The following is a 26,075-nucleotide window of genomic DNA, read 5'->3' as shown; positions in this document are numbered from 1 at the left end:
GCGAATGGTCGAGACCAACGGCGTCCGCCTCAACATCGCGGAGCAGGGCGATGGCCCTTTGGTGCTCTTGTGCCACGGCTTTCCCGAATCCTGGTATTCCTGGCGCCATCAATTGAGTGCGCTCGCGGCGGCGGGCTTTCACGCCGTCGCCCCCGACATGCGGGGCTATGGCAAGAGCGATCGGCCGGAGGCGGTCGAACAGTATACGCTCTTCCATCTGGTCGGCGACATGGTGGGCCTTCTTGACGCCCTCGAAGCGCCGACCGCCATCATCGCCGGCCACGACTGGGGCGCCGTCGTCGCCTGGCACGCGGCGCTGATGCGCCCGGACCGATTCCAAGCCGTCATCGGCCTCAGCGTGCCGTTCCGGCCGCGGGCCAAGGTGCGCCCAACCAGCGTGATGCCGCGAACGACGGACTCGCAATTCTACCAGCTCTATTTCCAGCAACCCGGCATTGCAGAAGCCGAGCTGGAGCGGGACCCCCGGACCACGGTGCGGGCCATGCTTTACGCCGCATCGGGGGATGCCTCGGGCACGAGCGCGGGTGGAATCGGCATGGTTCCACATGATGGAGGTTTCCTGCAAGCCGTCGAGGCACCGCCGGGCCTACCGCCCTGGCTCAGCCAAGGCGACCTCGATTTCTACGCCGGCGAGTTCCAGCGCACCGGTTTCGCGGGAGGTCTCAACTGGTACCGCAACATCGACCGGAACTGGGAGCTGATGGCGCCCTTTGCGGGCGCGCGGATCAAGGTCCCCGCCCTCTATATAGCAGGCGACCGCGATCTGGTTGTCGCCTTCCCCGGAATGGATCAGCTGCTGGCCAATCTCGGAAATTTCGTCCCGCAACTCCGCGACAAGTTGGTGCTGCCCGGCTGCGGGCACTGGACCCAGCAGGAACGCCCGGACGAGGTCAACGCCGCGATGATCCATTTCCTCCGGAGCGTGCGGGAACAGCGCTGATCCGAGGACACGACCGGAGCGGAAATCATGGAGATGAGCGTAAAGAGATTTTTTGAACGCTATCAGCGGTTTTTCAAGGAGTCGCTTGGCGGCGGCATGGATATGGATGAGGCCGCGTCGCTCTACACGTCGGAGTTCATAGCCGCCTCGCCTGCCGGCGTCGTGACCGGAAAGAACGACGATCAACTCAAGCAAGTCATGGCTCAGGGCTATGCCCACTACCGGGCAATCGGAACGAAAGAGATGCGGATACGCGACATCGGCATCTCGCCGATCGACGAGCATCATTGCGTTGTCCATGTTGCGTGGACCGCGACCTATGCCCGCAAGGGTCAAGCGGACGTCGAGATAGATTTCGACGTTCACTACCTTGTCCGGAAACTCGACGGCGAGCCGAAGATATTCGGATGGGTGTCGGGCGATGAGCAGGCGCTGCTGAAGAAGCACGGCATCATCTGAGGTCCGCCGCTCCCATTCCCGGTTGTGCTCAGCCCCGTCCTCGGCTTCTGTGTGGTGGCCATCATTGGCTGTGTTTTCGAAGCGCGTCGACAATGACCTTGAAGGCCGGCGAGTTCTGGCGACTGCTTGGATAGTATAGGTAATAGCCGGCGAATTTCGGCGACCAATCGTCGAGCACGAGTTGCAGCCGTCCGGCGGCAACATGCGCCGTGACCAGATCCTCGGGCACATAGGCAAGCCCGTAGCCGGCAATGGCGGCGTCGACCATCGGCAGGGTCGAGTTGAACACGAGCTGGCCATCGACGCGGACGCGCAGAGCCTGGCCGGCCTTCTGGAATTCCCAGGCATAGAGGCCACCGGCGCTGGTCATGCGCAGGTTGATGCAATTGTGGCCGATCAGGTCTTGCGGCGCCTTCGGCACGCCACGTCCGGCGATGTAGGCCGGCGAGCCTACGGCAACAAGTCGCCAGTCCGGCCCGATGCGCACGGCGATCATGTCCTTCTCCACGCTTTCGCCAAGCCGCACGCCAGCATCGAAACCATCCTCGACAATGTTGCGCAATCCGTTGTCCCGGCTGAATTCGAGCTTGATGTCGGGATAGTCGGCAAGGACAGGCCGCAGTTTCGGCCAGACCAGCTGCTCGAGCGCATGATCGGAGACGGTGATGCGCACGGTCCCCGAGGGTTTGTCGCGATAGGCCGTCAGCGCCGCGATGTCGGTTTCGATATCGACGATGCGCGGTGCCAGGGATTGACGCAACCGCTCTCCCGCCTCGGTCGTCGAGACACTGCGCGTCGTTCGCGCCAGCAGCCGCAGGCCCAAGCGCGTTTCGAGCCGCTTGATGGTGTGGCTGAGGGTCGATTGAGTAATACCGATCTTGGCGGCGGCCTTCGTGAAACTGCGCTCCTCGGCCACCACCAGGAACCACAGAAGATCGTTGAAGTTTTCGCGCATGGCCTTCTGCCCCGCTGAATACGGCCCGACGTTATTTATGGCCTGCATCGATAAGTTCAAGCGACTTTCAGCCGCTAATCATTCCAATAGTCCGGCGCTATCTCCTGTCGCGAACAGGCCGCCGATGCGTTTCCGGCGGCTGGATTTTTGTGGTGACGGCTGATGGAAACGACTTACGACGACAGGCTGGTGAAGCCTCGGGCAGCATGGGGTGCGGTGTTCTCGATGACGCTTTGCGTCGCCGTCCTCATCGCTTCCGAGTTCATGCCGGTCAGCTTGCTGACGCCGATCGCCGACGGGCTCGGCATCACCGAAGGCCGGGCGGGACAGGCGATCTCGGTCTCCGGCATCTTCGCGGTCGTCACCAGCCTGTTCATCGCCGGCCTGACGCGGCATATCGACCGCAAGCTGGTGCTGACGTCGTTCTCGCTGCTGCTCGCCTTGTCCGGCCTGATAGTGACCTTTGCGCCCAACTATGCCGTGCTGATGATCGGCCGCGCCTTGCTCGGCATTGCCATCGGCGGTTTCTGGTCGATGTCCACCGCGATCGTGATGCGCCTCGTGCCGGAGGACTCCGTGCCCGAGGGCCTGGCGATGATCAACGCCGGCAACGCCGTCGCGGCAACCATATCGGCGCCGCTCGGAAGCCTGCTCGGCGATTATGTCGGCTGGCGCGTCGCGTTCTTCCTCGTGGTGCCGCTGGCCCTCTTTGCCCTTGTCTGGCAAAGCCTCAGCCTGCCTGCGCTGCCGCCACGCGGCCGCAAGGCGTCGGGCAATGTCCTCCGGTTGCTGCTGCGCCGTCAGGTCGCGCTCGGCATGACCTCGATCCTGATGCTCTTCATGGGCCAGTTCGCGCTCTTCACCTATCTCAGGCCTTTCCTGGAAACCGTGACCGGTGTCGGTGTTTCGGCGCTCTCGGCGATCCTGCTCGTGATGGGACTAGCAGGCGTCGCCGGCACCTGGACCATAGGCCGGCTGCTCAAGACGCGGCTCTACAGCATCGTCATCATCATTCCGCTGGCCATGGCGCTGCTGGCCGTCGCATTGATCGTGCTTGGATCGATGCCGATGGCCGTCACCGCGTTGCTCGTCGGCTGGGGCTTTTTCGGAACCGCGGCGCCGGTCGGCTGGGGCACCTGGCTGAGCCGCGCGCTGCGCGACGATGCCGAAGCCGGCGGCGGCTTGCAGGTCGCCGTCATCCAGTTCGCCATCACGCTCGGCGCGGCGGGCGGCGGCCTGCTGCTGGACACGCTCGGCTGGCGAAGCCCCTTCGCACTTGGCGCGGTGCTGCTTGTGGGATCCGCGCTGGCCGCGGCGGCAGCCGCCCATGACCACTGCAAGGGCGCACCATGACACGCAGCCACATGACGCGCCGCACCGCAGTTGCCGCCGCACTGGCAGCCGCGTTCGCGCCCTCCGCCGCGCCAGGCCAAGCCCGCGGAACGGACGGACAGGAGAAATCGTTGATGAGGATTGCTATTGAAGTGGACGCGATGCGCCTGACGGCCTCCCTGTTCGACAATCCGAGCGCGCAGGATTTCGCCGCGATGCTGCCGCTGGACCTGACACTGGAAGACTACGCATCCGTCGAGAAGATCGGCTACCTGCCGCGCAAATTGCGGATCGAGGGCAGCGGCCCGTTCGACAGTGAGGCCATCGGCGACATCGCCTACTACGCGCCCTGGGGCAATCTCATCTTCTTTTATGGCCCCTACCGGTATTCGCGCGGCCTGATCCGGCTCGGCCGGCTCGACAGCGGTATCGCGCCGCTGCTGCGCGGCGGACGCTTCAACATACGCATAGAACGCCTGACATAGGCTCAAGGAGAAAACCATGCTCGGAACAGTTCTCTACGGTGCCGGCGACATCCGCTGCGAGGAAGTGGCGGAGCCCGAAATCCTTCATCCCACCGACGCCATCCTCAAGCTCTCGGCCACCTGCATCTGCGGCTCCGACCTGTGGCCCTATCGCGGGCTCCAGCCGCTGAACGAACCGATGCATATGGGCCACGAATATTGCGGCGTGGTGGTGGAAGTGGGCAGCGCGGTGAGAGCGGTGAAGCCCGGCCAGTTCGTCGTCGGCTCGTTCTGCACCTCCGACAACACCTGCCCGCATTGCCGCTTCGGCTTCCCCTCGTCCTGCGAGCAGCGCGAGTTCATGAGCCGGGCGCAGGCGCCGATGCTGCGCGTGCCGCTTGCCGACGGCACGCTGGTCGCCACCCCCGGCATGCCCGAGGACGATCTGATCCCGAGCCTGCTGGCGGCATCGGATGTGCTTGGCACCGGCTGGTATGCCGCCGACGCCGCGCGCGTCGAGCCCGGCGCGACCGCGGTCGTCGTGGGTGACGGCGCGGTCGGGCTGATGGGCGTGCTCGCGGCCAAGCAGATGGGCGCGGAGCGCATCATCGCCATGAGCCGCCACAAGACGCGCCAGGATCTCGCGCTCGAATTCGGCGCCACCGATATCATTTCGGAGCGCGGCGATGACGGCGTGGCGCGGATCAAGGATCTGACCCGCGGCGTCGGCGCGGAATCCGTGCTGGAATGCGTCGGCACGCAGGAATCCATGATGCAGGCGATCAACTGTGCCCGCCCCGGCGGCTCGATCGGCTTCGTCGGCGTGCCGCATGGCGTCCAGCTCGACGGCCAGGGCCTCTTCTTCGCCCAGAAGAGCCTGCTCGGCGGCCCCGCGCCCGTGCGCCGTTTTCTTCCGCATCTGATGGATCTGGTGCTGGAGCGCAAGATCAATCCCGGCAAGGTCTTCGACCTGACCCTGCCGCTGGCCGATGTCGCCGAGGGCTATCGCACCATGGATGAGAGGCGGGCGATCAAGACGCTGCTTCGTCTGTAAGCGCCGCGCTGGGTTCAGCCCACAAATGCAGGGGAGCAAACCTCAAGGAGACCAAAATGAAGAAAATCCTGACAGCAGCGGCCGCGAGTGTGGCGGGAACCATGCCCGTCCAAGCGCAGGGGATCGAAATCCGGACAAACGGCAGCACGCCGGCGGTGATCGGAGCGGCAGAAAACTTTACCGGGCAAGCGGTCGTCACTGCGCTGTTTCCCGCCACCGAGATAACGCGCGCAAGCACAGGGCTGGTGAACTTTGCTCCCGGAGCGCGCACCGTCTGGCACACCCATCCTGCCGGTCAATTGCTGATCGTCACATCAGGCCAAGGCTGGATTCGCGAAGACGGCAAGGAGGCCCGCGTCATCAATCCAGGCGACGTCGTCTGGATTCCCGCCGGGGTGAAGCACTGGCATGGCGCGACCGCCACCAGCCCGATGGCCCATATCGCGTTGAGCTACATGCATGACGGCAAGAATGTCGACTGGCTGGAGCCTGTCTCCGACGAGCAATACCGCTGACCGTACGCAGGAACGAAAGGCATCATCATGAAACCTTCAACCATTCTCGCACTCGCTTTGTCGATGGGGGCTGCCGACGCTGCGGCGCAGACGGGATCGCAGACCGGCAGCCTGCCTCCAGAGGATGTGCAGGCCGTCTCGCCCGCCCTTGCGCGCTATGCGACGGACAAGCTTGCCAATGACGTTTGGAAGCGCCCCGGCCTGTCGCGGCGCGATCGCAGCATCGTCACCATCGCGGCGGTGGTCACCCGCAACCAGGGCATACTCCTGCCGGAGCAGTTGAGCCTCGCCCTCGACAGTGGCGTGAAGCCGGCCGAGATCTCGGAGATGATCACGCATCTTGCCTTCTATGCCGGGTGGGGCAACGCGATGGCAGCCACGGCGATCGCCAAAGCGGTGTTCGAGGCACGCGGCATCGGGTCGGACCAGCTCCCCAAGGCTGTCGTCGATTTGCTGCCGCTCGACGAAAAGGCGGAGGCCGATCGTGCCGCACGGGTCGAGCAAGGCACGGGACCGGCGTCGCCGGGCCTGGTGCGCGACACGACGGAAGTGCTGTTTCGCGACCTGTGGCTGCGTCCCGATCTCGCGCCGCGCGACCGCAGCCTGGTGACGGTCAGCGCGCTGGTCGCCGCCGGTCAGGTGGAGCAGATTCCCTATCATCTCAACAGGGCCATGGATAATGGACTGACGCGCGCCGAGGCCTCGGAGGTGATCAGTCATCTCGCCTATTACGCGGGATGGCCAAACGCTTTCTCGGCAGCCCCGGTCGCACGCTCCGTATTCGAGAAGCGCTCCGCCGACTGATCATTTTCGACCGTAACGACCCTGCCGTTCGAGCCGCGCGGCCTGACGCGGCCAAGTGGCGATGCGGCGAGCATCTGGAGACTGCCCAGCGCAAATTCAGGGCGGCCTGGCGGATCGAGGCCGAAAGCCGACGCGGGCGGCATGACCTGACATTGTGCTCAGCCGGCGCGCGATCCCGGCGCTTCCGGCCGGAGATAGACCGTCAGGCAGCAGCAACAGATCGCCAGTCCGGCGATCGGGTATTTCAGGGCGACGACCGCCGCCAAGCCGAAAAGGCACAGCGTCACCATCGAGCGGATGCGCATGACCTTGCGCACCTTGAGCGGAACGGTGTCGGCCGGCATCGGGTCGATGAGTTCCCGGATCAGGAGAATGTAGGTCAGGTTCACCAGGAAGAAGACGACCGCGTAGAACGCCACCGGCTGCGGGGCCAGCTCGCTGACCGCCATCCACGCGGTTGCCAACGGCAGCAGCGACACCGAAAACAGGTGCGCGAAATTGTACCACATCAGGCTGGTCGTCGCCGCCGTGGCGTGGCGCAGGAGATGATGGTGATTCGCCCAGACGATGGCGATGAAGAGATAGCTCACGCCGTAGCTCAGCCATGTCGGCCACAAGGCCAGCAACGCGGTGAAGGTCGGCACCTCCGGTGGACGCAGGTCAAGCACGAGCACGGTGATAAGGACGGCGAACACGCCATCCGAAAATGCGCTCAATCGCTCAAGCCCTGTCGAGGGAAGCACCTGGAGTGTCCTTGTCGAGGTTCGTCCGGCCTATGGTAGCATCGCCACCCGCAATATCCATGGCTGCCCAGTCGAGATCGCTAACGCGTTGCTTCGCGCCAAGTCCAACCCCGCTCACGACGCCTTGGCCAGAAAGCTCTGGTAATCCGATTTGGCCTGCAGCAGGCGCAGCACGTTCTCGCGCGAGCCGCGCACATGGGCGCGCGCCAGGGCGCCGGCGCGCTTGGCGTCGCCGGCGCAGATCGCCTCGACGAGCTCGGCATGCTCGTCGCGGGCGATCTTCCATTCGTCGAGCCACAGCAGTTCCGTCCAGACATAGTGCTGGCACCTGTCGAGGATGCCGCACAGCATGCCGTGCAGCATGGCATTGCCGCTGATTTCGGCGATGACGCGGTGCAGATCGATGCCGACTTCAAGCTCCTGGAATTTTTCCCTTGTGGTTCGATCCGCAATGGCGGCCAGCCTCTCGCATTCGGCCAGCATGGCGCGCAGCCGCGCCTTGTCTTTCTCGGTGGCCGCAGCCGCCGCCAGTTCGGTGGCGTGGCCGTCGAGCAGTTCGCGGATGTCGAAGGCCTCGCGGAACATGTTTATGTCGAACTCGGTGACGGCGTAGCCCTGCCGCGGCCGGCCGGTGACCAACCCGTCGCGCTCGAGGCGGTTGAAGGCCTCGCGCACGGGCGTGCGGCTGACATTCAGCTTTGCCGCAATGTCGCTCTCGGTGACGCGCGCGCCCGGCGGGATCTGGCCGGTCACGATCATTGCCTTGAGCGCGGAATAGACCGAGTCGCGCAGCGTGTTTTTTGTTTCCTTGGCCAAGTTCCGTATCCAGTCTCCGGTCCGTGCCGGAAATCGATGTGTTTCGCGCGTAGCTGTATTCAAAATCGGCGCGTTTTGCCATTCCCCGGCCCCGGGTCGGTGGCCCCAAGGCCCCGCCGAGCGGTGTTGACTTCGCTGATCCCCGAGCTACACTCAAAATTGTATACAAAATCGCATGCGAAATCAAAAACAATGGGAACACCGGTTGGAGAACCGAAATGAACAGCACCAAAGGCATTAGCGTCGTTGCCATAGCGGGCCTCATGGCCACGGTCACGGCGCCCGCCGCGGCAGGCGACACCATTACCGTCGCCTCATGGGGCGGCACCTATCAGGAGGCGCAGGCCAAGGCCTTCTTCAAGCCGACCGCCGATGCGCTCGGCATCACCATCAAGGAAGACACCACCAACGGTCTCGATGACGTGCGCCTGCAGGTGACAGGCAACGCGGTGAAGTGGGACATCACCGAGCTCGGCGCCGACGAATGCGCGCGCGGCTCGAAGGAAGGGCTTTTCGAAAAGCTCGACTACAACCTCATCGACAAGAGCGGCATCGATCCCAAGCTCGTGCATGACGACTGGGTCGGCATCTCCTACACCTCCGTGGTACTCGTCTACCGGACCGACGTGTTCGGTGACAAAGGCCCCAAGACCTGGGCCGATTTCTGGAATGTGGAGAAGTTTCCCGGACGGCGCGCACTGAGCAGCAGTCAGGCGACGGAGACGCTTAGCGTTGCAGCCCTCGCCGACGGCATTCCGATCGACAAGGTCTATCCTGTCGACATCGACGGCGCGCTGAAATCGGTCGACAAGATCCGTGGCCATGTCGATGCCTGGTGGACTTCCGGCGCGCAGGCCATGCAACTGGTGAAGGACGGCGAGGTCGACATGGCAAGCATCTGGAACGGCCGCGCCGGCACCTTGAAGAAGGAAGGCGCGCCGGTCAGCTTCTCCTTCGACCAGGGCGTACTCACCGCCGACTGCATGGTCATTCCCAAGGGCGCCAAGAACAAGGAGGTCGCGATGAAGGCGCTGGCGATGTTCGTCAGTCCGCAATTACAGGCCAATCTGCCGCTTTATGTCGACAACGGACCGGTCAACGAGAAGGCGTTCGAGACCGGGAAGATCCCGCCGGAGCCGCCTGGCCCTGCTTCTTGGAGTCCTGCCCAGGAGAAAACAATCTTGTCCATTGCGCCATCCGCGCTGCCGATCGGCATGCGCGCGATAGAGAAACGTTTTGGCTCCGTATCGGTGCTGCGCGACCTCAATCTCGACGTCGCGGCCGGCGAATTCCTGACGTTGCTCGGCCCTTCCGGCTCCGGAAAGACGACGCTGCTGATGATCCTGGCGGGATTCGTCAGGGCCAATGCCGGCTCAATCAAGGTCGGCGACGAGGAGATCATCACCACGCCGCCGCACAGGCGCAATATCGGCATGGTGTTCCAGAACTATGCCCTGTTCCCGCATATGAACGTCTTCCACAACATCGCCTTTCCGCTGAAGCAGCGCCGCGTTCCGGCCGCCGAGACGGTGGAACGCGTCGAGAAAGCGCTGGAGCTGGTGAAGTTGCAGGGCCTCGGCGAACGGCGCGTCGACCAGCTCTCCGGTGGCCAGCGCCAGCGCGTGGCGCTGGCGCGCGCCATCGTGTTCGAGCCGCGCATCGTGCTGATGGACGAGCCGCTGTCGGCGTTGGACAAGGGCCTGCGCGAGCACATGCAGATCGAACTGCGCGCCCTGCATCGGCGGCTTGGCATGACGACTGTCTATGTCACGCACGACCAGCGCGAGGCGATCACCATGTCGGATCGTATCGCCGTCATGAATGCCGGGCGCATCGAGCAGCTCGACAAGCCCGAAATTCTCTACGCCGCGCCGCGCACCCGGTTCGTCGCCGGCTTCATCGGGGAATCGAATTTCATTCCCGTCGAATGCCGCAGCGGTTCGGTCTGGTACGAGGACAGGCAAATCCACACCGCGGCGCCGGCGCCGGCATCGGGCCAGCAGCTGATGGTGGTGCGGCCGGAAAAGCTGCGGCTGCTGTCAAATGCAGAGCCGGCCAAGGGCGTCAACGTGCTCAGCGCGACTCGCAGTGACGTGATTTATCAGGGCGACAGCTTCGTCTGCTACGCCGTGCTGCGCGACGGCAGGCAGCTGACATTGCGCGACTATTGCCGCAGCGACGTGCTGGCCAGGTTGCCGGCCGCCGGGCAGCCGATCGCGCTTGGCCTCGATGCGCAGGATACGATCCTGGTGGCGGCGGACTGATGAGCGTGCAAACCGCCACGATGGACGAGGCAATTGGCGCCATGACCCAGGACCTGAACGCGCATGCGTTGCGCGCCGATGCGCGGCGCGAGCAGTTTCGGCTGTTGGCGCTGCTGTCGCCAAGCCTGTTCCTCGTCTTTGCCATCATCATCGTGCCGATCGGCTGGCTGTTCTGGCTGTCGCTGTTCGACGAGGCCGGCGTCTTGAGCGCGGCCAACTATGCGCGCTTTTTCGAGCAGACCTCCTACATCAAGACCTTCCTCACCACCTTCAAGGTCGCCTTCATCGTCACCGCCGCTTGCGTGCTGCTGGGCTATCCCTTGGCTTATATGCTGTCGCAATTGCCGCGCCGGGCGGCGTCGATCTGCCTGATCTTCGTCATCCTGCCGTTCTGGACATCGGTGCTGGTGCGCACCTATGCCTGGCTGGTGATCCTGCAGCGCAAGGGGCTGATCAACAGCTGGCTGATCGACCTCGGAGTCATCAGCCAGCCGCTGCCGCTGGCCAACAATTTTTCCGGCGTCGTCATCGGCATGACGCATATATTGCTGCCGTTCCTGGTGCTGCCGCTCTACGCCTCGATGAAGACCATCGACACCGACTGCCTGCGCGCCGGGATGAATCTGGGCGCCGGCCCCGTCGCCACCTTCCGGCAGATCTTCTTTCCGCTGTCGCTGCCCGGCCTCGCCTCGGGCGTGGTCATCGTCTTCGTGCTGTGCCTGGGTTTTTTCGTCACGCCGGCGCTGATGGGCGGCGGCAAGGTTGTCATGTGGGCGATGCGCATGGAACAGACCACCAGTCTCTATTCCAACTGGGGCGCCGGCGCGGCGCTCGGCGTCGTGCTGCTCGCGGTCACGCTGGCGCTGCTCGGCCTGTTCCAGTGGCTGCTCGGCGCGCGCGCCACAGGTGTGTGGAGTTCGCGATGAGTGGAGATGTCGGCCTGCCGATCTCGCACCGGCAACGTCTGTGGCTCTATGCGCTGGGCGGCCTCGTGCTGCTGTTCCTGATCGCGCCGTCGGTCATCATCGTCATCATGTCGTTTTCGGATTCGACGCTGCTGCAGTTTCCGCTCCAGCAATGGTCGCTGCGCTGGTACCAGACCTACTTCCAGTCGCCGGAGTGGCGCGACGCGACGGTCGTCTCGGTCAAGGTGGCCGTTATGACAGCGCTGGTGGCGACGCCGCTCGGCACGGCCGCCGCCTACGCCATCAATCGCGGCACGCTGCGCTTCAACGGCAGCATCAACGCACTGATGACGGCATCGCTGATCGTACCTGTGATCCTGATCGGCATCGGCACTTTCTTCCTCTACGCGCGCATCGGGCTGAACAACACGCTGACCGGCCTGGTCATCGCGCATACGGTGCAGGCGCTGCCGCTGGTGGTGCTGACGGTGCTTTCGGGCCTGCGCTCCTACGACATGAACCAGGAGCGCGTGGCGCGCAGCCTGGGCGCCGGACGCGTAGCCGCCTTCTGGCAAGTTACCATGCCGCAGATCCGCTTCTCGATCGTCTCGGGCGCGCTGTTTGCCTTCATCACCTCCTTCGACGAAGTGGTGGTTTCGCTGTTCATCTCGGGCGGCGAGACGACGACCTTGACGCGCCGCATGTTCAACGCCCTGCGCGACCAGATAGACCCGACGATCGCTGCCATCTCGACCTGCCTGATCGTGCTGTCGGTCGTGCTCTTGTCGGTGGCGCAGATCTTCGGCAGACGGCATTGATTTCACCGGACCAATTGGCTTCAAGTGACCAGGAGATATTCGGACAGAATGCGTGATTTCCAGTTTCCCGGCCGCTCGCCGGTCCGTGCCACCGAAGCGATCGCCGCGACCTCGCATCCGCTTTCGACGCTTGCAGCCATTGACATGCTGCGCGCCGGCGGCAATGCCATGGACGCCGCTGTCTGCGCCGCCGCCGTGCAGGGCGTGGTCGAGCCGCAATCGACCGGCATAGGCGGCGACTGCTTTGTCCTCTATTGCCCCGCGGGGCAGGGACACGTGCTGGCTTTCAATGGCTCCGGCCGGGCGCCCGCCAAGGCGACCGTGGACTGGTATCGCGACAAAGGCTTCAGCGAACTTCCCAAACAGGGACCGCATGCCGTGACCGTGCCCGGCGCGATCGACGCCTGGTGCAGGCTGCTGGAAGACCATGGCAGCAAGGACCTTGCAGAGGTGTTGGCGCCGGCGATCAACTATGCCGAGAACGGCTATGTCGTGCATGACCGCGTCGCCTTCGACTGGGCCGAACCGGAGACCGACCTGTCGGCCGACGAGCACGCCGCGCGCATTTTCCTGCCGGGCGGCGAGGCGCCCAGGGCCGGCGACGTGCACCGGCAGCCGGAGCTTGCCGCCACCTTACGCATCATTGCCAGGCATGGCCGCGCCGGGTTCTATGAAGGCGCCGTCGCCGACGACATTGTGAGCCGGCTCAAGGCGTTGGGCGGACTGCATTCGCTTGAGGATTTCGCTTCGACCAAGGGCGATTATGTAGCGCCGGTCAGCGTCTCCTATGGCGGCCACGAGATCCATCAGATGCCGCCGAACAATCAGGGGCTGACGGCGCTCGTGATGCTGAATGTGCTGTCGGGGCTCAGGCTCGGCGAGCTCGACCCCGACGGCGCCGAGCGCCTGCACTTGGAGATCGAAGCGGGGCGGTTGGCCTACCGCGACCGCGACCGTTTCCTCGGCGACCAGGACCATGTGCCGGTGCCGGTAAAAGAGCTTCTGTCGGCCGCCTATGCCGAGCGGCTGCGCGCCGAGATCGACCGCCAGCGTGCCATGACGCACCTGCCGGATGTGCAGCTGCCCGGCAGCGAGACGGTCTACATCTCCATCGTCGACCGCGACCGCAACGCGGTCTCCTTCATCAACTCGACCTATTATTCCTTCGGCAGCGGCGTCGTCGGCCCGAAGACCGGCGTGGTGCTGCAGAACCGCGGCTCGAGCTTCCGCCTCGACCCGGCGCATCCGAACGCCATCGCGCCCGGCAAGCGGCCGATGCACACGATCATGCCCGGCATGGCGACGCGAAACGGCCGCGTGGTGATGCCGTTCGGCGTCATGGGCGGCGGCTACCAGCCGTTCGGCCACGTCCATCTTTTGACCAACATGCTCGACTTCGGCATGGATCCGCAGCAGGCGCTCGATGCGCCGCGAGTGTTCTACAATGACGGCATGGTGGAGGCCGAGCGCGGTGTTCCCGCTGATGCGATCGAAGGCCTGCGCCGCCGCGGCCATGCCATCACCCAGCCGCACCATCCGCTCGGCGGCGGCCAGGCGGTGTTGATCGACTGGGAAAAGGGAACGCTGACCGGGGCGTCGGATCCACGCAAGGACGGAATGGCGCTTGGGTATTGATGGGATCGGGACAGCCGTCGCGGCCCGGATTTGGCTGCAGTTGCCGCAGCAAGCGTCGGCGCCGCCCCACATGAGCAGCATACCCTCACCCCGCCACCAGGTGACCGCCTCCGACATCGCTCAGCGCCAGCCTCTGCGGGCTCTCGCCCAGCCTCCGCGTCGCACTCGGAATCTCTTGGTCCAGCCTTGCGAACCGGCTCCTGCGCTTCGCCGGATCGGGCACCGGCACGGCTTCGATCAGCCGCCTGGTGTAAGGGTGGCGCGGGTTGGAGAAAACCTGGTCGCGCGTGCCCATCTCGACGATCTGGCCGAGATACATGACGGCGACGCGGTCGGAGATGTTTTCGACTACGGCCATATCATGGGAGATGAAGAGGTAGGCGGCGCCGAATTCGCGCTGCAATTCCTTCAACAGGTCGAGCACGCGCGCCTGCACGGAAACGTCGAGGGCCGAAACGCTTTCGTCGGCGATGATCAGCTTCGGCCTTAGCGCCAGGGCGCGGGCGATGCAGACACGCTGGCGCTGGCCGCCGGAGAATTCGTGGGGATAGAGCTCCATCTGGTCGGCCGACAGGCCGACCCGCTCGAACAAAGCCGCCACCCGGTCCCTGCGCTCCTCCTTCGAGGCGACGCCATGGATGACCAGCGGCTCGGCAACGAGATCGCCGACGCGCATGCGCGGGTCGAGCGAAGCGTAGGGGTCCTGAAAAATCATCTGCACGTCGCGGCGCACCGCCTTGCGCTCGTCGCGGCCGAGGCCCAACAGGTTGCGTCCGCCGATGACGATGTCGCCGGTATAAGGCACCAGTCCGGCCAGCGCCTTGGCGGTGGTCGACTTGCCGCAGCCGGATTCGCCGACCAGCGCCAGCGTCTCGTTGGGCGCGATCGAAAAGCTGACGCCTTCGACGGCATGGACGCGCCGGTTGACGCGCCCGAAGAAGCCGCCACGCAGGTCGAACCGGACATGCAGATCGGTGACATCGGCGACGTTTGCCGGCGCAGCCGGCTCGGCAATCTCTTTCGATTTCTGGCGGCCGGCGCCAGTGCCGATGCGCGGCACGGCGGCGAGCAGCTCGCGCGTGTAGTCGGCTCGCGGGCGAGCAAAAATGTCCGATGTCTTGCCTTCCTCGACCATGCGGCCATGCCGCATGATGATGACGCGGTCGGCCATTTCGGCGACCACGCCCATGTCGTGAGTGATGAGGATGACGCTGGTGCCGTGCTGGCGCTGCAGGTCGCGCAGCAGTTCCAGAATCTCGCCCTGCACGGTGACGTCGAGCGCAGTCGTCGGCTCGTCGGCGATCAGCACGTCCGGCTCGAGCGCCAGCGCCATGGCGATCATCACCCGCTGGCGCATGCCGCCGGACAGCTCATGCGGAAACTGTTTCAGCCGGCTTTCGGCTTCCGAAATGCGCACTGCCTTCAACGCCTCGATGGCGCGGCTTCGGGCCTCGGCGGGCGAGGGGCTGGTGTGCGCCTCGATGGATTCGGTGAGCTGGCGGCCGATCGGCAGCACCGGGTTCAGCGAGGTCATCGGCTCCTGAAAGATCATGGCGACGCGGTCGCCGCGGATGCGGCGCATCCGGCGCTCGTCGAGCGCTGTGAGATCGGTGTCGCCCGCATCCCCGCCAAGAAGGCGGATCGTGCCCGAAGATATGCGCGCGGCGGGCTGCGGCAGTAGTTGCATGATCGCCAGCGCGGTCATCGATTTGCCGGAGCCGGATTCGCCGGCGATGCAGAGCGTCTCGCCGCGTGAAAGCGTCAGAGAGAGGTTGGAGACGACGTCGCGCTCGCCGTCCTCGCCACGCACGGAGACGGAGAGATTGGCGATGTCGAGAATTGTTTCGGTGGCTGAGGTCATTGCAGACGCAAACCTGCAAGGGATTTATTCTGTGGCGCCCCCCACCCGGACCTTCGGTCCGACCTCCCCACAAGGGGGAGGTAGGGCGCCGGTTTTTTACCCTCCTCCTTGTGGGAAGGGTCGCTGCGAAGCAGCGGGGTGGGGGTGCAGCGCCGACCGAACATCATTCGAACACGCAGCGCGGGAAGTAGAACGACACCACCCAGTTCGGCATGTCGACGATCTCGCTGATCCTGAGATCGCCACAGACCGAGGCCAGCATATAGGCCTCGACCGGATCGATCTGGTAACGGCCGGCGAGCAGGTCGATCATCTGGGCGACCGCCTCTTTCGCGCCGGTCATCAGGTCCGGGCCGATGCCGGTGGTCACCTCGTAGCCCTTGGTGTCGAGATGACGCGTCACCGGGCCCGGCGTGGTGAAGCGCGGCATCTTCAGCCTGGCGTCCTTGACCAGGTCGAGCTTGAGCACGACGTCCATCGGGCTTTCGATCGCCGTGCCGCAGACCTCGCCGTCGCCCTGCGCGGCATGCGTGTCGCCGACCGAAAACAGCGCGCCGGCCACCTCCACCGGCAGATAGAGCGTTGTGCCGGCGGCGAGGTCGCGAATGTCCAGATTGCCGCCGACGCGGCGGGGCGGCACCACCGAGTGATGGCCCATCTCGCCCGGCGCGTTGCCGATGGTGCCGGCGAAGGGTTTCAGCGGCACGCGGCCGTTCTTGCCGAACAAGGCCGGCTCGAGCGAGGCGGCATCGTATTTCCAGATGTTCAGCGCCGGCTGCTTGAAGTCGTCGGCGAGCAGGCCGAAACCTGGAATGTTCGCCGTCCAGCCGAAGCCGGACGGTTTGAACATCTCGATCGTCACCTTCAGCGCGTCGCCCGGCTCGGCGCCCTCGACGAAAATCGGCCCGGTGACAGGGTTGATCCCGGCGAAGTCGAGCTTGGCGATGTCGGCGACGGTGCTGTCGGGCTTGAGCTGGCCACCGGAGGAATCGAGGCACTGAAACTCGATGGTCGAGCCGGGCGCCACCCGCTCGGCCGGGGCAAAGGAATTGTCCCAGCCGAAATGGTGATGGCGTCCGTGGATGGTGTAGTCGCAATTATTGCACATCTTTTACGTACACATTGTCGTAGTTGATCGGGATATGGACCGGGTCGACATAGAGGTTGTCGGCGCCGCCCATGCGCGCGGACTTCATGGTGAAGCGCTGCTCGTTGAAGACCGGCGCCCAGGGCGCGTCCTCCATCACCTTGTCGTAGATGGCGCTCCACATCTTGTCGCGCTCGGCGGCTTTAGCCGGGTCGACCACCGAGTCGGCCTCGGCCGCCTTGGCGTCGAGGTCCTTGTTGCAATACCACGACCAGTTCCAGCCGCCAGGCACCGCGCCAGCACAGCCGAGGATCGGACCGTAGAAGTTCGATGGGTCCGGGAAGTCGGCGATCCAGGCCATGCCGCCCGACCAGATCATCGGCGCGCCGGCCTTGTCGCCGCCGGCGGCGATGACGTTTGCCTGGGCGAGCGACTGGATGCTGGCCTTGATGCCGATCGCCGCGAGGTCCTGCTGGATCGCCTGCGCGATGCGCGGATTGGGATCGGTGTTCATGGCGAAAAGCTGCGTCTCGAAGCCGTCGGGATGGCCGGCTTCGGCCAGCAGCGCCTTGGCCTTGGCGACGTCATAGGGATAGCCCTTGTACGCCTTGTCGTAGCCCGGCATCGACGGCGGCAGCGGCTGGTTGGCCGGCACGGCGCGGTTGTTGATGATCTGCACGACGCGCGCCTTGTTGATCGCCATGTTGACCGCCTGGCGCACCTTCACATTGTCGAACGGCGCCATGGTGGTGTTCATGGTGACGTAGCCGGTGTGCAGTTGCCCGCCCTCCACGACGCGCGCCTTCTGCTCGGGATCGGCCATCACCTCCTGGAACTTGGCCGGCGGAATGCCGTCGCCGGGCACGTCGATCTCGCCCTTCTGAAGGCGCAGCAGCGCCACGATCGGCTCCTGGCCGATTTCGAAGGTGATCTTGTCCAGATGCGGCAGTCCCTTATGCCAGTAGTCCGCGTTGCGCTCGAAGACGATGCGCTGGCCGAGCGTCCACTCCGCGAGCTTGAAGGCGCCGGTGCCGACCGGATGCTTGCCGAAATCGGCGCCATATTTCTCGACCTCTTCCTTCGGCACGACATGCGAGAAGTTGATGGCCATGACATGCAGGAAGGTGGCGTCGGGCCGGGTCAGCTCGAACTTGACGGTATAGGGGTCGACCACGGTGACACCCGATAGTGTCTCCGCCTTGCCGGCGGCGACATCGTCATAGCCCTTGATCGAGCCGAAGAAGCCGGCGCCGGGGCTCTGCGTCTTCGGGTTGGTGACGCGGTCGAGCGAGTATTTCACGTCCTCGGCGGTCATTTCGCGGCCATTGTGGAATTTCACACCATGGCGCAGCTTGAAGGTGAAGGTCTTGCCGTCGGGCGAGATCTCGTAGCTTTCGGCGAGATCGGGCTTGAGGTTCGTGGTGCCCGGCTCGTAGTCCATCAGCCCGTCGAACAGGCTCTTGATCATCGACCAGTTCTGCCAGTCATAGCCGATCGCCGGGTCGAGGGTCGCGACATCGTCCTTGTAGGTGATGGTGATGGCGCCGCCCTGCTTGGCGTTGGGATCGACGGCGTCCTCGGCGCGGACGCTCGTCATGCCGAGCATCAGCGCCAGCGCCGATACGGCCACGGTGGATGCGAGAAGCTTTTTCATTGTTATGTTCCCTTTCTCTGTTGGTTTTCTGGTTTCATCTGAGCTTGATGCGGGGATCGATGAACGGGGCGATGATGTCGGCCAAGAGATTGCCGAGCACGATGGCGAAGGCCGACACCAGGGTGACGCCCATGATGATCGGAATGTCGACGCGCTGGATCGCCTGCCAGGCGAGTTGGCCGATGCCTGGCCAGCCGAACACGCTTTCGACCACCACGATGCCGCCCATGAAGATGCCGATATCGATGCCGATCATGGCGATGACCGGCAGGATGGCGTTGGGGAGCGCATGGCGGAACAGGATGGCGCGGCGGGCCAGGCCCTTGGCGCGGGCGGTGCGCACATAATCCTGGCGCAGCACGTCGATCATCGAGGAGCGCATCATGCGCGCGTACCAGCCGGCGCCGAGAATGCCCATGGTTAGCGAGGGCAGCACCAGATGGCGCCAGGTGCCGTAGCCGCCGATCGGGAACCAGCCCAGCCGCACGGCGAACACGTAGAGCAAAAGCAGGCCGACGACGAATTGCGGCGCCGAGACGCCGACGAAGGAGGCGACCATCAGCGTCTGGTCGGTGGCGGTGCCGCGCTTGACGGCGGCGATCAGGCCCATGCTGAGCCCGATCAGCAATTCGCACAGGATGGCGCCGACCATCAGGAGCAGGCTCGCCGGCAGCCGCGAGACGATAAGCTCGGTGACCTCGGAGCGCTGGATGTAGGAGCGGCCGAGATCGCCGCTGGCGAGCTTCGTGAGATAGTGCCAGTACTGGACGACGAAGGGCTGGTCGAGGCCGAGCTGCTGGCGGATGTTCTCGACCGTCTGCGGCGTGGCGCTGCGGCCGGCGATCTGGCGCACCGGGTCGGCAGGCAGCAAATAAAGCAGCGCGAAGGTGATCAGCGAGACGCCGAGCAGGATGAGCAGCGACTGGATCAGGCGGCGGCCGAGATAGGAGATCATGCCCGGCCCCTTTGCGTCGGATCGAGGATATCGCGCAGCGCGTCGCCGATCAGGTTGAAGGCCAGCGCCAGCGCCAGGATCGCCGCACCCGGGAAGAACACCAGCCAGGGTGCCGCCTGGAAGTAGGTCTGGTTCTCGAAGATGATGTTGCCCCAGGAGGCCGTCGGCGGCTGCACGCCGATGCCGAGGAAGGAGAGCGTCGCTTCCAGCAGCACCGTGGTGGAGATGCCGAGCGTGCCCCAGACGATGATGGTGGGCAGAAGATGCGGCAGGATGTGGCGAAACAGGATGCGCGGCGCGCTCGCCCCGATGGTGCGTTCGGCATCGATGAACTCGCGTTCGGCGAGCGAAGAGGTTTCGGTGTAGATGACGCGCGCGGTCTGCACCCAGTTGACCAGCGCGATGACCAGAGCGACGATCCAGAGACTTGGCTCGAACACTGCCGCCAGGCAAATGGCGAGCAGCAGCGCCGGAAACGCCATCATCAGATCGGTGAAGCGCATGAGAGCGCTGCCGATCCAGCCGCGGAAATAACCCGCCGTGACGCCGACTAGCGTGCCGATCAACAGCGCCACGCCATTGGCGGCGATGCCGATGATCAGCGAGGTGCGGGCGCCGTAGAGAATGCGGGTCAACAGGTCGCGGCCGAGCAGATCGGTGCCCAGCCAGAATTTTGCGTCAGGCGGCAAGGGCGAGCCTTCCAGCGTCAGCCCGTCGAACATCTGCTCATTCGGGTCATAGCCGGTCAGCCATGGCGCGAGGATCGCGCCGGCAAGGACGATGGCGACGATGAACAGACCGAGCAGCGCCAGGCGGCGTTTGACCAGCCGGCGCCAGACGCCGGCGCGCGACTTGACCGGCATGCGTGCGGCCGCCGGGAGGTCAGGCGCGATAGGAGTGGTCATCGCCGCCTTCCTCACCCGTTACTTCCTCATTGGTCATTGCCACGATGCGGCGCGCCGCATCCTCGACACTGATCTGCCAGCTCATCGCCAGCGAGCGCAGCTGCGCGTAGGCGCGATCGTCGTCGGCGCCTTTCGACAGTGCCGCGACGGCGCGCACGATGGTCTGGCGCTCGGCGACACGCTGACGCAGCGAGGCGATCTCGCCGGCCAAATGTTTTCGCGCCTCGAAACTCTGCCTTGCGATCAGCAGCGCGCTGTAGACGCCGGCAGTGCCGACCGGCTTCAGGAGCTGCGCATCGGCCTTGTGCGAGAGAGCCCATTCGATGCGGCCGGGCGCCTCCGAACCGATCAGCGCCACCAGCGGCATCGGCGCCTCGCCGGCCTTCCACGGGAATTGCTCGTCGAAACCGAGATCGGCGTCGAAGAACACGAAATCGGCGGCCAGCGCTTCAGGCGGCAGTTCGGGCCAGCAGTCGACGGTGACCAGGCCGATGGCGGACAACTGCCTGGTGATGGCCTGCACGGTCGGGTGCGGGCGATGCAGGATGAATGCCCTGGCGCCGCCGAGATTCGGGATGCGCGATGGCCTGGTCACGACACCACCCTCAGGCGCGGCCGGCCGAATGTCGTGGCGGGGTCGTAGCGTGACAGGTACGGATCGGGCGCGACCTCGTGCTGCCGGCTGACGACCTCGAAGAAGCCGTCGGCGATCCGGCCGATGATTACCGGCAGCGTTGCGTGCTGGGAATGAGCGTCGATAGCAATCGGGCCGAGCCGGGTGGAGAAGCGCCGTTCGGCGAAGGCCTTGGAAAATTCCGCCGGACCGGCGTCGGGATCACGCGAGAGCACGTCGGCCATCACTTGCACGGAGGCATAGGCGGAGGCCTCGAAAGACGAGGCGAAGGCCGCCGGGCGAGGCGCGAAATACGGCCCGACCGACAAATGCCCCTTGCCGGTTTCGCCGATCGCCGGCAGCTCACCCTCGGTGAGGTTGCAGGAGATGATCGGGCACACCTCGGGGCTGAAGGCCGGGTCCTCAACGCCCAGGTCGCGGTAGGCCGCCAGGAAGGCGTAGGAGGAGGTGCCGATCAGGTTGTTGAGGACGAAGTTCGGCCGCGTCGCCCGGATCTCGGCGATCAGCCGCGACACGTCGGTCTCGCCTATGCGCAGATAGCGCTCGCCCAGAACCTTGCCGCCGGCATCCGCGATCAGGTCGCGCGCCACGCGGTTCATCTCCCAGCCCCAGATGTAGTTCGAGCCGAGCAGGAAGCCGTTGGCGCCGAAGCGGGGCACGACATGGGCCATCAGCGGCACCAGATGCTGGTTTGGGCAAGCGTGCATGTAGACGACGTGCTCGTTGGCCTCGAAGCCTTCATAGGGGCAGGCGTACCAGAGCATGCCGCCGGCTTTTTCCAGCACCGGAATGGTCTCCTTGCGACTCCAGGAAGTGACGCAGCCGACGACATGGCGGGCGCTGCTGGTCTTGAAGATGTCCTCGCAGAGCGTCGCATAGCGATCGGCATTGCTTTGCGGGTCACGCTCGACGGGCATCAGTTCGATACCCGAGCCGCGGTCGGCATTGGTGTCGGCGATGGCGCGCATGGCGCCCATCCGGCACGCATCGGAGACGAGCTGGTAGCTTCCCGAGCGGGAATAGAGGATGCCGATCTCGATACGCCGTTTCAAACAGATCCCCAAAATAACAATGCCCCGCAGCCACCGCCGGAGGGCGAGGCATACGAGGCATTCTTGCCGCCCGGCGATCAGGGCCGGTATTTTCAGCCTAAACTATTCCGTGCCACCACGCAGTCAAGCGGGAAAGTGGGTAGTGTCTCAGTTTGAAATTAGACGCCGCGCTTGTCGCGATCCTAGCCAAACTCCTATGGAAAAGCGGCGCGATTGAAAAGAACATGTGACCTTTTGGACCGGTCGGAATCAGGCCGCCTTGCGCCGTATGAGAGATGCTAGGACGGTACGCATTCCTGAGTATGCCGGGCCGCCGATTGTCACTTCCCAGTCAGTGCCGCGTTTACGGGGAAACTTAGCACTGCGTAGCGCTTCACGGAATGCTGTCGGCTCAACGCCTACGGTTTGAGCCATTTCTTCAGCGGTTGTGTATTTGGCTATCATGAAATCTCCTGTGCTTTCCTCTAGGCATATAGGGATTCAGAGCGGAATGCGCCAGCAGACCGGCCAGATCGCAACCGGGACACTACGGGAAAGTGCGTTCGTCAGCTCAACCGCGGCGCTGCGGCCCGTTTGGCGCGGCGGCTAGGCTACCGTGCTCGCCGTTCAGAAAATTTTGAGAGAATATTCCGGGCTTCCGGGCGAACCGGGAACGCGGTTCTTTGATAATATCCCTAGAGTTTCTGATGATCTGGACAAGGCTTGGCGTTCCGCCCGGCTTGTGACTTCGCAACCGCAGAGATCCATCATGTCCGATTTCAGGAACACCTTGTCGTCTTCCCTCTCGTCATATTTCAACCGCCGCGCGGGTCTTGGCTTGCTTTTCGCTTCGGCGGTCGCGGTCGCCGGGCTGATTACGCCCAGCGCTTCGTTCGCCGAGGACAAGAAGGCGATCAAGGTCGGCATCATCAGCGGCGAGGACGAGGATGTCTGGCGCGTCGTCGTCGCCCAGGCGGCGCAAAAGGGCCTCAGCATCGAAACCGTGGTCTTCAACGATTACACCCAGCCCAATGAGGCGCTGGAACGCGGCGAGATCGACGCCAATGCCTTCCAGCACCAGCCCTATCTCGACAACCAGATCAAGACACAGGGCTACCACATCGTGCGCGTCGGCTATACCGGCGTCTGGCCGATCGGCCTCTACTCCAAGAAATATACGAAGATCGCCGACCTGCCCGAGGGCGCGGTGATCGGCGTGCCGAACGATCCCTCCAATGAAGGCCGGGCGCTGCGCGTGCTGCAGAACGAGGGCGTGATTAAACTGAAGGACGGCACCGGCATTCTCGCCACCACCGCCGACATCGCGGAAAACCCGAAGAAGGTCGAGATCAAGGAGCTTGACGCTGGCATTGTCGGCCGCTCCGTCGAGGATCTCGATGCCGCCGTGGTCAACACCGACTGGGCGCTGAAGAGCGGCCTGACACCGGAAAACCGTATCGCGCAGGAGCCTATCGCCGACAACCCCTACCGCAACTTCATCGCGGTCAAGGTTGGCAATGAGAACGAGCCCTGGGTGAAGACGCTGGTCGCCTCCTACCAGAACGAGGCGGTGAAAGCCGAGTTCGACAAGGTCTACAAGGGCACCGGCCTCAGCGCCTATTGAGGCTGTTAGTGCATTTGACATGAAGGCGGTCCGCGCGGTGCGCGGGCCGCGATCGTATTCGGGATCCGCGCATGAACCAGCATTTCTCAGCAACCGCAGAAGCCATGGAGGGCACAGGCCCACCGCCGCAAGACGTGGTGCGGCTCGTCGACCTGAAGCGCCGCTTCGGCGCGACGGCGGCACTCGACGGCATTTCGCTGACGGCGCGCAAGGGGGAGATCCTCGGCATCATCGGACGCAGCGGCGCCGGCAAATCGACGCTGATCCGCTGCCTGAACGGACTGGAGCGGCCGGATTCCGGCGAGGTTTTCATCGAAGGCCGCGAGATCAGCCGGCTCGGCGAGCGCGACCTGCAGCCGCTGCGGCGGCGCATCGGCATGATCTTCCAGCATTTCAACCTTTTGTCGGCCAAGACCGTCGAGGACAATGTGGCGCTGCCGCTCAAGATCGAGGGCCGCCCGAAGGCGGAGCGGCTGCGCCGCGCCGCCGAACTGCTTGAACTGGTCGGCCTGTCGGAGAAGGCAAAGGCGTATCCGGCATCGCTGTCGGGTGGGCAGAAGCAGCGCGTCGGCATCGCCAGGGCGCTGGCCGCGCGGCCGGCGCTGCTGTTGTCGGATGAAGCCACCTCCGCGCTTGACCCGGAGACGACGCGGTCCATCCTCGCCTTGCTGAGGGACATCAACCGGCAGCTTGGCCTGACCATCCTTTTGATCACCCATGAGATGGAGGTGATCCGCTCGATCGGCGACCGCGTGGCGGTGATCGACGCCGGGCGCTTCGTCGAGCAAGGCCCGGTCTGGTCGGTGTTTGCCGAGCCGCGGTCGCCGATCACGAAAAGCCTGCTTGGCGCCATCCGGCCGCAACTGCCGGCCGAGCTCTTGGCCCGGCTGCTGCCCGCGACCGGCGCGGAGACGATCCTGCGCGTGGATGTGGCCGGGGAGGCCGCGCAAAGCCCGCTCTTGTCCGATCTCGCGACGCTCGTGCCTGGCACGTTCCGCCTCGTCCATGGCGGCATCGACCATATCCAGCAGCAGCCGGTGGGCACACTGTTCCTGTCTGTCCCCGGCAGCGATGCAAGCCATCTCGCGCGAGTGATCGCATTCCTGAAATCGCGCCAGGCGCGGGTGGAGGTGCTTGGCCATGTCGCCGATCCTGTTTGAGCTTCTGCTGCGGTCGATCTGGGAGACGGTGCTGATGACGGCCGCTTCCGGCCTCATCTCGCTGGTTTTCGGCCTGCCGCTTGGTCTCGCCTTGATCGCCACCGAACGCGGCGGCATCGCCGAAAGTCCTTGGGTCAATCGCGTGCTGGGGGCGGTCATCAACGGCTTCCGCTCGGTGCCGTTCATCATCCTGTTGGTGGCGCTGATCCCGGTGACGCGGCTGATCGTCGGTACCTCGATCGGCACCTGGGCGGCGATCGTGCCGCTGTCGATCGCCGCCACGCCCTACTACGCGCGCATCGCCGAAGTGTCGCTGCGCGAGGTCGACCATGGCCTGATCGAGGCGGCGCGCGCCATGGGCGGCAATCGCTGGACGATCATCCGCGAGGTGCTGGTGCCGGAAGCGCTGCCAGGCATCGTCGCGGGCTTCACCGTGACGCTGGTGACGCTGGTCGGCGCCTCAGCTATGGCCGGCGCGATCGGCGCCGGCGGCCTCGGAGACCTCGCCATCCGTTACGGCTATCAGCGGTTCGAGACTTCGGTGATGATCGCCGTGGTCATCGTGCTGATCGTGCTGGTCTGCGGCATCCAGTGGGTGGGCGACCGGCTGGCGGCGAAGCTGGACCCGAGGGGGTGAGCGGCTGAGCTACGCGATGATGTCTTCGATAAGCGTTTGAAGCGGCGCCTCGGAACCACCGAAGCTGTCAATCATCGCCTGAATAACGCGATCTCGCTCCAGGATATCGGCGTTGAATGTGAAGCCCGCATGTTCAGCAAGCATTGCAAGGAAGGTGAGTTGGGTACGGCCGTTGCCTTCGCGAAAGGGATGAACGGCATTGATCTCCGCAATGACGTGGGCCACGTGCCTCGCAAAGCCGAGGCTGTCTAGGTCTGCCAAGGAGTCGGGGTCGCCAAGTTCACGGAACACCCGAACCATCTCGCTGGCGATGTGCTCGGGATAGCAAAACCAGCTGCCACCCTTGCCGATCCGGATGGTGCGCGGCTGACCGGCCCAAGCATACACGTCTTGGAACAGGTGCCGATGCAGGTGGAGATAGTGACGGTAGTCGAGTTCGCCTGCCGGAAGGGGCTCGTCCGCGCGAGTCAGGAACAAGGCAGAGCTCGACCTCATCGAGCTCTGCCTGCTCGCGGATATCAAGCAGATTCATAAGCACAGAGTGGATCGAACTCGGCAGCGTAGACCAAAGGCCTATTTCTTTTTGCGGATTTCTTCTTTGATCAGCGAGCGCCGCTCGTCACCGGACAACCCTTGCCGCACACTATGGTTGAGTATTTTCGCCATGCGGGACGACAACTTCATACCTTCGACAGCGCTGATTTTCTCGCCATGCGCTCTCGTCAGCACGAAATGACCCGTCTTGGCTGAGCGGCCGGTTCTTGAATTAAGATACTTCATTCACAAATCATATCATGGACCC

The 26,075-nt window shown here is 64.5% G+C and carries 26 protein-coding genes and 1 pseudogene; 15 read left to right on the top strand and 12 right to left on the bottom strand.

Annotation, left to right across the window (positions count from 1 at the left end; all coding sequences use genetic code 11):
* The first annotated feature begins 4 nt into the window (after positions 1-4).
* Together FJ940_RS03290 and FJ940_RS03285 are read left to right on the top strand one after the other, a co-directional pair.
* On the top strand, positions 5-961 hold the full coding sequence (locus FJ940_RS03290) for an alpha/beta hydrolase (RefSeq protein ID WP_281405873.1): 957 nt from the start codon (positions 5-7) through the stop codon (positions 959-961).
* Positions 962-988: 27 nt separating this feature from the next.
* Positions 989-1,420, top strand: a complete 432-nt coding sequence (locus FJ940_RS03285; protein ID WP_140655248.1) for a nuclear transport factor 2 family protein — start codon at positions 989-991, stop codon at positions 1,418-1,420.
* A gap of 61 nt (positions 1,421-1,481) precedes the next feature.
* On the opposite strand, the gene FJ940_RS03280 is transcribed toward FJ940_RS03285, so the two are convergent.
* Complete coding sequence (locus FJ940_RS03280) at positions 1,482-2,375, bottom strand: LysR family transcriptional regulator (protein WP_140628593.1); 894 nt, start codon at positions 2,373-2,375, stop codon at positions 1,482-1,484.
* 162 nt (positions 2,376-2,537) lie between these two features.
* Here FJ940_RS03280 and FJ940_RS03275 point away from each other — a divergent pair, with 162 nt between their 5' ends.
* The 5 genes from FJ940_RS03275 (at position 2,538) to FJ940_RS03255 (ending at position 6,544) form a co-directional block, all read left to right on the top strand.
* Entirely contained in the window at positions 2,538-3,728 is a 1,191-nt protein-coding gene (locus tag FJ940_RS03275; RefSeq protein ID WP_140655245.1) for an MFS transporter, read from the top strand.
* 11 nt (positions 3,729-3,739) lie between these two features.
* Positions 3,740-4,192: a cyclophilin-like fold protein gene (locus FJ940_RS03270; RefSeq protein WP_140628824.1), complete on the top strand. Its 453-nt coding sequence runs from the start codon at positions 3,740-3,742 to the stop codon at positions 4,190-4,192.
* Positions 4,193-4,208: 16 nt separating this feature from the next.
* Entirely contained in the window at positions 4,209-5,225 is a 1,017-nt protein-coding gene (locus FJ940_RS03265; protein ID WP_140655240.1) for a zinc-dependent alcohol dehydrogenase family protein, read from the top strand.
* Between the two features lie 56 nt (positions 5,226-5,281).
* Positions 5,282-5,740, top strand: coding sequence for a cupin domain-containing protein (locus tag FJ940_RS03260; RefSeq protein ID WP_140655238.1), 459 nt, complete (start codon positions 5,282-5,284; stop codon positions 5,738-5,740).
* Between the two features lie 63 nt (positions 5,741-5,803).
* Positions 5,804-6,544: a carboxymuconolactone decarboxylase family protein gene (locus FJ940_RS03255; RefSeq protein ID WP_348640072.1), complete on the top strand. Its 741-nt coding sequence runs from the start codon at positions 5,804-5,806 to the stop codon at positions 6,542-6,544.
* Positions 6,545-6,702: 158 nt separating this feature from the next.
* Here the strand turns inward: FJ940_RS03255 and FJ940_RS03250 are convergent, their stop codons facing one another.
* Together FJ940_RS03250 and FJ940_RS03245 are read right to left on the bottom strand one after the other, a co-directional pair.
* On the bottom strand, positions 6,703-7,260 hold the full coding sequence (locus FJ940_RS03250; RefSeq protein ID WP_246670963.1) for a TMEM175 family protein: 558 nt from the start codon (positions 7,258-7,260) through the stop codon (positions 6,703-6,705).
* 141 nt (positions 7,261-7,401) lie between these two features.
* Complete coding sequence (locus FJ940_RS03245; protein WP_181171734.1) at positions 7,402-8,103, bottom strand: GntR family transcriptional regulator; 702 nt, start codon at positions 8,101-8,103, stop codon at positions 7,402-7,404.
* Between the two features lie 218 nt (positions 8,104-8,321).
* On the opposite strand from FJ940_RS03245, the pseudogene FJ940_RS03240 reads away from it, so the two are divergent.
* The 5 genes and pseudogenes from FJ940_RS03240 to ggt form a co-directional block, all read left to right on the top strand.
* Positions 8,322-9,215, top strand: a pseudogene (locus FJ940_RS03240) (ABC transporter substrate-binding protein); the annotation flags it as partial.
* Positions 9,216-9,284: 69 nt separating this feature from the next.
* Positions 9,285-10,367, top strand: a complete 1,083-nt coding sequence (locus tag FJ940_RS03235) for an ABC transporter ATP-binding protein (protein ID WP_140655397.1) — start codon at positions 9,285-9,287, stop codon at positions 10,365-10,367.
* Positions 10,367-11,293, top strand: a complete 927-nt coding sequence (locus tag FJ940_RS03230) for an ABC transporter permease (protein ID WP_140524273.1) — start codon at positions 10,367-10,369, stop codon at positions 11,291-11,293. The genes FJ940_RS03235 and FJ940_RS03230 overlap by 1 nt, the downstream gene beginning before the upstream one ends.
* Positions 11,290-12,090 (top strand): ABC transporter permease, encoded by an 801-nt coding sequence (locus tag FJ940_RS03225; RefSeq protein ID WP_140655233.1) that lies wholly within the window; start codon positions 11,290-11,292, stop codon positions 12,088-12,090. The genes FJ940_RS03230 and FJ940_RS03225 overlap by 4 nt, the downstream gene beginning before the upstream one ends.
* 48 nt (positions 12,091-12,138) lie before the next feature.
* On the top strand, positions 12,139-13,725 hold the full coding sequence (ggt, locus tag FJ940_RS03220) for a gamma-glutamyltransferase (protein WP_140655231.1): 1,587 nt from the start codon (positions 12,139-12,141) through the stop codon (positions 13,723-13,725).
* Between the two features lie 85 nt (positions 13,726-13,810).
* On the opposite strand, the gene FJ940_RS03215 is transcribed toward ggt, so the two are convergent.
* The 7 genes from FJ940_RS03215 to FJ940_RS03185 all read right to left on the bottom strand — a co-directional run bounded on the left by FJ940_RS03215 (position 13,811) and on the right by FJ940_RS03185 (position 21,873).
* Positions 13,811-15,586, bottom strand: coding sequence for an ABC transporter ATP-binding protein (locus FJ940_RS03215; protein ID WP_140655228.1), 1,776 nt, complete (start codon positions 15,584-15,586; stop codon positions 13,811-13,813).
* A 163-nt stretch (positions 15,587-15,749) separates the two neighbouring features.
* The gene (locus FJ940_RS03210; RefSeq protein ID WP_140655226.1) at positions 15,750-16,694 is read right to left on the bottom strand and encodes an acetamidase/formamidase family protein; all 945 of its coding nucleotides are present in this window, start codon (positions 16,692-16,694) and stop codon (positions 15,750-15,752) included.
* Positions 16,684-18,327, bottom strand: a complete 1,644-nt coding sequence (locus FJ940_RS03205) for an ABC transporter substrate-binding protein (protein ID WP_140655224.1) — start codon at positions 18,325-18,327, stop codon at positions 16,684-16,686. The genes FJ940_RS03210 and FJ940_RS03205 overlap by 11 nt, the downstream gene beginning before the upstream one ends.
* 34 nt (positions 18,328-18,361) lie before the next feature.
* Positions 18,362-19,282: an ABC transporter permease gene (locus FJ940_RS03200; RefSeq protein WP_140625241.1), complete on the bottom strand. Its 921-nt coding sequence runs from the start codon at positions 19,280-19,282 to the stop codon at positions 18,362-18,364.
* Entirely contained in the window at positions 19,279-20,145 is an 867-nt protein-coding gene (locus FJ940_RS03195; protein ID WP_210239460.1) for an ABC transporter permease, read from the bottom strand. Before FJ940_RS03195 ends, FJ940_RS03200 begins: the two co-directional genes overlap by 4 nt.
* 19 nt (positions 20,146-20,164) lie before the next feature.
* On the bottom strand, positions 20,165-20,782 hold the full coding sequence (locus tag FJ940_RS03190) for an ANTAR domain-containing protein (RefSeq protein ID WP_140491561.1): 618 nt from the start codon (positions 20,780-20,782) through the stop codon (positions 20,165-20,167).
* Positions 20,779-21,873, bottom strand: coding sequence for a transporter substrate-binding protein (locus FJ940_RS03185; protein ID WP_140491563.1), 1,095 nt, complete (start codon positions 21,871-21,873; stop codon positions 20,779-20,781). The genes FJ940_RS03190 and FJ940_RS03185 overlap by 4 nt, the downstream gene beginning before the upstream one ends.
* Before the next feature lie 748 nt (positions 21,874-22,621).
* On the opposite strand from FJ940_RS03185, the gene FJ940_RS03180 reads away from it, so the two are divergent.
* The 3 genes from FJ940_RS03180 (at position 22,622) to FJ940_RS03170 (ending at position 25,273) form a co-directional block, all read left to right on the top strand.
* Entirely contained in the window at positions 22,622-23,476 is an 855-nt protein-coding gene (locus tag FJ940_RS03180; protein ID WP_140655221.1) for a MetQ/NlpA family lipoprotein, read from the top strand.
* A 71-nt stretch (positions 23,477-23,547) separates the two neighbouring features.
* A complete protein-coding gene (locus FJ940_RS03175; protein ID WP_140491567.1) occupies positions 23,548-24,636 on the top strand; it encodes a methionine ABC transporter ATP-binding protein in 1,089 nt (362 codons plus the stop codon).
* Positions 24,617-25,273, top strand: coding sequence for a methionine ABC transporter permease (locus FJ940_RS03170; protein ID WP_140655219.1), 657 nt, complete (start codon positions 24,617-24,619; stop codon positions 25,271-25,273). Before FJ940_RS03175 ends, FJ940_RS03170 begins: the two co-directional genes overlap by 20 nt.
* Before the next feature lie 9 nt (positions 25,274-25,282).
* Here the strand turns inward: FJ940_RS03170 and FJ940_RS03165 are convergent, their stop codons facing one another.
* Both FJ940_RS03165 and FJ940_RS03160 read right to left on the bottom strand, forming a co-directional pair.
* Entirely contained in the window at positions 25,283-25,750 is a 468-nt protein-coding gene (locus FJ940_RS03165; protein WP_246670964.1) for a Fic family protein, read from the bottom strand.
* 96 nt (positions 25,751-25,846) lie between these two features.
* Positions 25,847-26,053 (bottom strand): hypothetical protein, encoded by a 207-nt coding sequence (locus FJ940_RS03160; protein ID WP_140491571.1) that lies wholly within the window; start codon positions 26,051-26,053, stop codon positions 25,847-25,849.
* Positions 26,054-26,075 lie beyond the last annotated feature (22 nt).

Source organism: Mesorhizobium sp. B2-3-7 (genome assembly GCF_006442695.1).
In the GTDB taxonomy this organism is placed as follows: domain Bacteria; phylum Pseudomonadota; class Alphaproteobacteria; order Rhizobiales; family Rhizobiaceae; genus Mesorhizobium.
This window is presented reverse-complemented; position numbering and strand designations above follow the sequence as displayed.